The organism is Bacillus sp. NPDC060175 (genome assembly GCF_042728695.1).
GTDB lineage: Bacteria > Bacillota > Bacilli > Bacillales > Bacillaceae_G > Bacillus_A.
Genome location: NZ_JBHWYR010000138.1, coordinates 1 through 7248 on the forward strand (window position 1 = coordinate 1; position 7248 = coordinate 7248).

General features: G+C 30.9%; 4 protein-coding genes and 1 pseudogene. 4 read left to right on the forward strand and 1 reads right to left on the reverse strand.

Translation table 11 applies throughout. The features are described 5' to 3' along the window. Positions 1-172: 172 nt before the first annotated feature. From ACFWDE_RS29325 to ACFWDE_RS29335, 3 genes are all read left to right on the forward strand, one after another. Positions 173-3454, forward strand: coding sequence for a VaFE repeat-containing surface-anchored protein (locus ACFWDE_RS29325; protein ID WP_377896244.1), 3282 nt, complete (start codon positions 173-175; stop codon positions 3452-3454). Between the two features lie 1127 nt (positions 3455-4581). Then, a complete protein-coding gene (locus tag ACFWDE_RS29330) occupies positions 4582-5076 on the forward strand; it encodes a MarR family winged helix-turn-helix transcriptional regulator (protein WP_377896245.1) in 495 nt (164 codons plus the stop codon). 150 nt (positions 5077-5226) lie between these two features. Then, the gene (locus ACFWDE_RS29335) at positions 5227-5724 is read left to right on the forward strand and encodes a GNAT family N-acetyltransferase (protein WP_377896246.1); all 498 of its coding nucleotides are present in this window, start codon (positions 5227-5229) and stop codon (positions 5722-5724) included. Between the two features lie 34 nt (positions 5725-5758). Here ACFWDE_RS29335 and ACFWDE_RS29340 read toward each other — a convergent pair. After that, a pseudogene (locus ACFWDE_RS29340) lies at positions 5759-5901 on the reverse strand (Y-family DNA polymerase); the annotation flags it as partial. Positions 5902-6618: 717 nt separating this feature from the next. Here ACFWDE_RS29340 and ACFWDE_RS29345 point away from each other — a divergent pair. Beyond that, entirely contained in the window at positions 6619-7071 is a 453-nt protein-coding gene (locus tag ACFWDE_RS29345; RefSeq protein WP_377896247.1) for a LytTR family DNA-binding domain-containing protein, read from the forward strand. Positions 7072-7248: the final 177 nt, after the last annotated feature.

Genomic DNA, 7248 nt, shown 5'->3' on the forward strand with positions numbered 1-7248 from the left:
AAATATATTTTTTAATATCATAATTTATAGTGGATGTTGAGAAAATAAATAATTTGTAAAAATAATTTAATATTTGTAACTTTATGTCTTATAATATGAAATATCTTTGTTGTGATTATTTTAAATATTTGAATAATTAATCAAGATCATTTTATCTAGGGAGGTTTTAAAATTGGGAAAAATAGTTGTTAAAAGAATTTTTGCATTATTATCAGTACTAGCATTATTCTTTAATGTGTTTCTACCGAATGCAAGTGCGGAGGTTATGACGCATGAAAAGTATTCAATGAACTGGAGTCATAGCAACAGTTTAGGAAAGGATATCAGAACTGAAATTATCAAAAATTCAAATGGTCAAATTGCTTATTGCTTAACTCTTGGATTAAAATCACCGAATGGGGAAGACCTACCCGAAATGGGGAAGACAGATAATGTTGTATATAGAGTATTATTAAATGGTTATCCACAAAAAAGTGCAGAACAGTTGGGTGTCGAGAATAAAAATGAGGCACATTATGCAACACAACTTGCTGTTTGGAATGCTTTAGGTCAACTTGATGTAAATGAATTAAAGCACATGAATAAGAATGTTGAAAAAGCAGCTAAAGCTATTATTGATGGTGCTAATAGAAGTGAAGATACACAAGATATCTTTATGAATGTAATTCCTGCTGAAAAGCAGAAAGCAGAATTAAAAGGTGAGTTCTTTGAAACAAACCTATACACAGTACAAACAAATGCTAAGAGTGGTTCTTATAAGGTATTATCGAAAAATGCACCTAATGGGGTTAAAATTGTTAGTGAAAATGGAGAAGTGAAAGATCAACTTTCAGTTGGGGAAAAATTCCGTATCCAAATTCCTAAAAATACAACAACAGGTGAATTTAATCTAAGTGTTGCTGCTAACTTGACTAAAGTTCAAGCAATTGCTTACCGCGGTACTGATACTGTTCAGAATGCTACAGTACTACTAGAAAGAAACGAGGAGAAGCTTAGTAGTGACCTTGCAGTAAATTGGGAAGCTAATGGTTCTTTAAAAATTAAAAAGGTTGGAGAAAATGGGGAAGTTTTAGCTGGTGCAGTTTTTGAAGTTTTTAATACAAATAATGTATCAGTTGGAAACATTACTACTGGTGCTGATGGCATTGCAGAATTAAATAACCTACCAATTGGTACTTATACAGTAAAAGAAATTAAAGCACCAACAGGTTATGTTTCAGGTGATAAACCACAAACTATTGAAGTTAAGACAGGGGAAACAGGAGCTGTTCAAGTAGTAAACAACAAAGTAAAAGGTAACATCGAAATTAAAAAACTTAGTGATTCAGGTAAGGTTTTACCAAATGTTGAATTCACAGTCTTCACTGAAGATGGAAAAGAAGTGAAAAAAGTAGTAACAAAAGAAAATGGAATTGCAAACGTTGAAGGTCTTACGTATGGTAAGTATTATTTCTTAGAGACAAAAACACCTAATGGATATATTGGAAATAAAACAAAGTATCCTTTTGAAATTAAAGAGCACAATAAAACACTTACTTTTACAGTGGAAAATACCGAAGTGAAAGGTAGTGTAAAATTACTAAAAGTAGATAATGAAGATATCAGCAAGAAATTAGAAGGTGCAGTATTCGAGCTAAAAGATGCAAGTGGGAAAGTAATTCGAGAATATAAGACAGATAAAAATGGTGAAGTTAACGTCAAAGATTTAGCGTATGGTAAATATTCATTTGTAGAAAAGGCCTCTCCAAATGGTTATGTTCTTATTACAGAACCAATTGTGTTCGAAATAAAGGAACACGGAAAAATTATTGAGCTATTGGCAGTCAATCATCTTATTAAAGGTGATCTAGAAATTACAAAAGTTGATGTAGCTGATGGAAACAACAAACTTCCAAATGCAGAGTTTACAATTTATAATGAAGCAGGGAAAGAAGTAGTAAAAGGAAAAACAGACGATAAAGGTATCGCGAAGTTTGAAAAGTTACCATTTGGAAAATACACATATAAGGAAACTGTTGCACCAAAAGGTTATGTATTGAATGAAGAAACGTTCTCTTTTGAGATCAAAGAGAATGGTCAAATCATTAAACATATTGTCAAAGATGAAAAGATTCCATCCGTAAAAACAACAGCTACTGATAAAACCGATGGTACAAAAGAAATGCACACTTCTAAGTCTGTTACAATCCAAGATAAAGTGGAATACAAAGACCTACAAGTAGGTAAAGAGTACACTGTAAAAGGTAAATTAATGGATAAAGCAACTAATAAACCATTAGTTGTAAATGGTAAAGAAGTAACAGCTGAAACTAAGTTTACACCAAAAGAAGCAAATGGTTCTATTACATTAGACTTCACATTTGATGCAACTGGCTTAGAAGAAAAAGAAGTAGTAGTATTCGAAGATGTACTGAAAGACGGAAAAATTGTTACAACACATGCTGATATCAACGACAAAGGTCAAACAGTTAAGTTCGTTAAGCCTTCAGTAAAAACAACAGCTACAAACAAAGCTGATGGTGGAAAAGAGATTCATGCAAACGATTCTATTACTATCCAAGATAAAGTAGAGTATACTAACTTAGTTGTTGGTAAAGAGTACACTGTAAAAGGTAAACTAATGAACAAAGCTATTAACAAACCGTTATTAATTGATAGTAAAGAAGTAACAGCTGAGACTAAGTTTACTGCAAAAGAAAAGAATGGTTTTGTAACATTAGACTTTACTTTCGTTGGCGCTGAACAGCAAGGAAGAGAAGTAGTAGTGTTTGAAGACTTATTACATGAAGGGCAAGTAATTGCAACTCACGCTGACATTAACGATGTAGGACAAACAGTTCGATTTGTAGAGCCTTTAATTAAAACAACAGCTACAAACAAAGTTGATGGTTCTAAAGAATTAAACGCTTCTAAATCTGTAACAATCCAAGATAAAGTGGAATACAAAGACTTAATCGTGGGTAAAGAGTACGTTGTAAAAGGTAAACTAATGGATAAAGCAACAAACAAGCCATTATTAGTTGATGGTAAAGAAGTAACAGCAGAATCTAAGTTTACTGCAAAAGAGAAAAATGCTTCTATCACACTAGATTTCACATTTAATGCTTCTGAATTACAAGGTAAAGAAGTAGTAGTGTTTGAAGAACTGTATCAAGATAATGTCTTAGTAGCTATTCACGTTGACATCGAAGATAAGGGTCAAACAGTGAAGTTTAAAGAGGTAAAATCGGAACAACCTAAACCAGAACAGCCACATCCAGATAAAAATACTCCAACATCAGAACAACCAAAAGAGCAAGTAAAAGAACAACCACAACCTAAGAAAGAAATTCAATCTAAAATTGGATGGTTACCGCAAACAGGTACTAACCTTACAAGTTGGATCTCTATGGCTGCAGGCGCATTGTTGTTAATAGTAGGTGGAGTGATTTTCTTAAAACGTAAAAATGCATAGAAATTTAAAAATAAGCACATCTGTTTTTATAACAAGATGTGCTTATTTTCTTGCATTATTTTTGATCTAAAATGAAATTTGTTGCAGGATCTATTAAATTCATTCCTTGTTTTGTAAATATGTTTCCAGCGGAAATAACTTCTTTACAATTATCTGAAAAGTCGCGTGTTAGAAATTCTTTACTTTTTACCAATAGGCCAGGTCCTTCCTTCAGCATATGATGGTTTTACTTTAAATCGTTGGGGATTTTTTCATCTGGATATGTTTTGAAATTTGTATTTACACTTTCAATTGCGCTATAACTTTTGTTCATTCTATCTTTCCAGGCTTGCGTTTTTGAAACTTGATTATTTTGTTTGTTTGCATCGATTTGATTTTGCAGATATGGATTGGAAATAAAGTCACGATGTTTTATCTTTTCAATTAAGTAATTTTAAATATGTTTTCTTATTGATTCAATTTGTCTTTCTTTATTTTGTTCTTTTGTACTGATTCTTATATAACCAAATTTTCTAATATTGATATCGAATACAACTAGTTTATTTTATTTTCGGAAATTCCAGTAAAGAATTAAATGGATTTTTAATTTTGAAAATACTAACCTCATATAACAAAAGTAGTTCAAAAGGTGTATTTGTTTATGAAGTGTTTTTTAAATGCATTTCTATACCTTTTGAAGGGGTATGAAACTTAACAAATACGTGTTAAGAAATTTTTTATTTTTAAAAGGTACATTTTGGAGACATAGTTTGTGAAAAGAGTTTCGGGAGAAATTTTCGATAAAAAAACAACGAAAATTTCTTGATATGTGATTATCCCAAGAATAATGCTTTTTGACAGTAACCGCAGCCTTTCATTACTGATGTTTAAAAGCGTTAGTAATGGTATTCTATTTAAGGGCCAGATTGTAGAATAACATTAAAACGCAAATATGGGCCTTATTTTATACAATACAAGAATTTTGTGAAGGCATGCACTTAACGGACAGTTTAGGTAGGAGCTTGAAACCTTTATGCACTATGTATTAAAATATTTTAAAAATAAAAGGGGAGTAAGTTTATGACCTTAGTTAGTGACTTAGACTTTATGGTTAGCTATGAAAGATGGAATGAAAGGTTGGAGGAGAAATGAACGATACTGAAAATGTAATCCAAACAAATGCTAAGTACCATGAATTGGATGAAAAGGCAAATACTATTTATAAATTTGTTATGACTTACAATGATTATATAAAAACAGCTCGTGATTATGGTACAGGAGAAATCATTACTATGGTTGAAGTACATACTCTTACTGTTATTGAAGAGAGTCCGGGAATCACTGTTACAGATGTAGCGTTGGGGTGGAATCGTACAAAAGGTGCTGTATCACAGATTATAACCAAACTAGAAAAGCGTAGTTTGGTTATACGAAAAAAAGAAGCTGGGAATGCCAAAACTGTACACTTGTATGTCACTGATAAAGGAAACCTTCTTAGTAAAGCACATAAAGATTATGATATTAAGGAACTCACTGGGGCTGATAAAACATTGCGCAAGAGTTTTACTACTGAAGAAATTAATGTATTTTATAAAGTTATGCAAAAGTATACTGAGTTGTTGGATATGCCTCATATAGAATAAAAAAGCATTCTTGACAAATTATTGTTTAGGCTCTAAACTATATTTATTGTTTAGCTCCTAAACGTTTTTGTGGTAGTAATTAATCCCCATAAAATTATTACTACTAATGATTTTTAGGTCTATCCAGTAAGGAAAGGGGGTATAGACAAAATGATTTCTTTAAGAAATGCTCAAGCCACAGATTTAGAACAGCTGTTACTTATTGAGAATGAAGGCTTTTCGATAGAAGAAGCTGCCACGAAAGAAGCATTTGTGGAGAGGATTCAGTTGATACCTGATACCTTTATTGTGGCAGAAAGACAAGGGGAGATCCTTGGTTATATTAATGGCCCTATCATTAATCAACAGTACATTACCGATAATCTTTTTGAGAAAATCAGAGAGAACTCGAAAAGAGGCGGATATCAGAGTATTTTAGGATTAGCTGTGTCCAAGCAGGCAAGAAATCAAGGTATTGCAAAGCTTCTAATTGAGAGAATGGAAGAGATTGCAAAAGAAAATGCAAGAGAAGGAATTACTTTAACATGTAAACAGGAATTAGTTTCTTTTTATGAAAAATTTGGGTTTGTTAACCATGGCATGTCTGAATCACAACATGGAGGAGTACGCTGGTATAACATGGTCAAATTTAGAGAGGCTATGGATTGATCCTTTTTCCTTGAAGTGGATAATGGTAACCCCTATAAGTACTCATAATTGGATTGACTACGAGAACATCTTTACGACGTGGCAATTCATACAACCGTGCCATTTTCCTAACGCCAAAGTACTTAGTGGTAAAGTTGCGGCCAAAACAATAGATACACTCCTGTTAACATAGTTAACTTATTAATATTGAATTTTAAAAAAGAACTTGTAGAAATCACTACAAGTTCTTTTTCAGATAATGTATAAAAGGTGAAACAAACTATCTCATTATTCATAACTGGGAAACTATCTTACTTACGGCTTGGTTTCATTATATAACAGAGATTAACATATAGAGTTTTAATATTTGAAAATTATGTGAATTTATAAACGAAAACGAAAGTCCGTCTTCCTTTCCTAAAAACCCCACTTATTTATTTTGTATAAACCACTTTAAATCAACGTCGATATCATAATAAGTTTGCAAAAATATAGATATACGTAAATAGAGAAGAATGTAGCATTCTTATAGAAATACATATTTTATATTTGATTCATATTAATTATAGTAATATGAATCGATAGGTATAGATAACTATAATATGGGGTACTACCCCATACCCATCAACCTAAACTTCTGAAGTATCCCCAAAACGAAAATTTCATCCTTTCCTAGTTGTCCATAGGAGCTCAGCTCGATTTTTCATTTTAGAGAAGAATACATTTCTTAAATTGATGGCAATATGGCAGGTTGTGTTTTAAAAATAATGTTACGATGTTTATAAAAAAGATGCGATGAAATATGTTGATAGATTTTTTAATAATATTCATATAAAATACTATTTTGACTTTGATTAAACTTTGTTTCAAACTAACATTAAAATCTATTTTAAAGAAAGGGAAATAGGGTAGCAAATGAAAGCAAACATTAAAATTATTGAAAACCTTAAAGAAGAATCTTGTACCTTTTACATTCACAAAGTAACATCTTTTATTCTAGATATGGTATCAACACTAGAGAATAGTTCTGATAACTATTTAATAGTAAATTCTACTCACAAAAGTGAACAAGAAAAAATTTCTTGTTCAACTATTATTTATTTGGAATATCTTGAAAGGAAAATATTTGTTTATACAAAAGAAAATATATTCGAGATAAAAAGTCCTTTATATAAATTACAACATGAACTTCCAGATAACTTCATTAGAATTTCAAAAACTATAATTATCAACATTCATTTTTTAAACAAATTCTCCGTTAAAGCAAACGGAAATCTAGAAGCACTACTTTCAAACGGGGAAAAAGTAATTGTGTCAAGAAAATATGTTTCTTCATTAAAAAACCAGCTAAAAAAATATTCCAAATAACCACTTATGTATTGATTTTTACCACTTATGTTTAAAAGTATTTCTTTATATCTCCTTTGATGTAAATATTAATAAAAACAAAGGAGGATATACAATGTATACTATGATTAAAGAAGTATTTATAAGAACTCCATTATGGGTATGGATATTATTATTCATTTTAATAAAAAGAGGTAT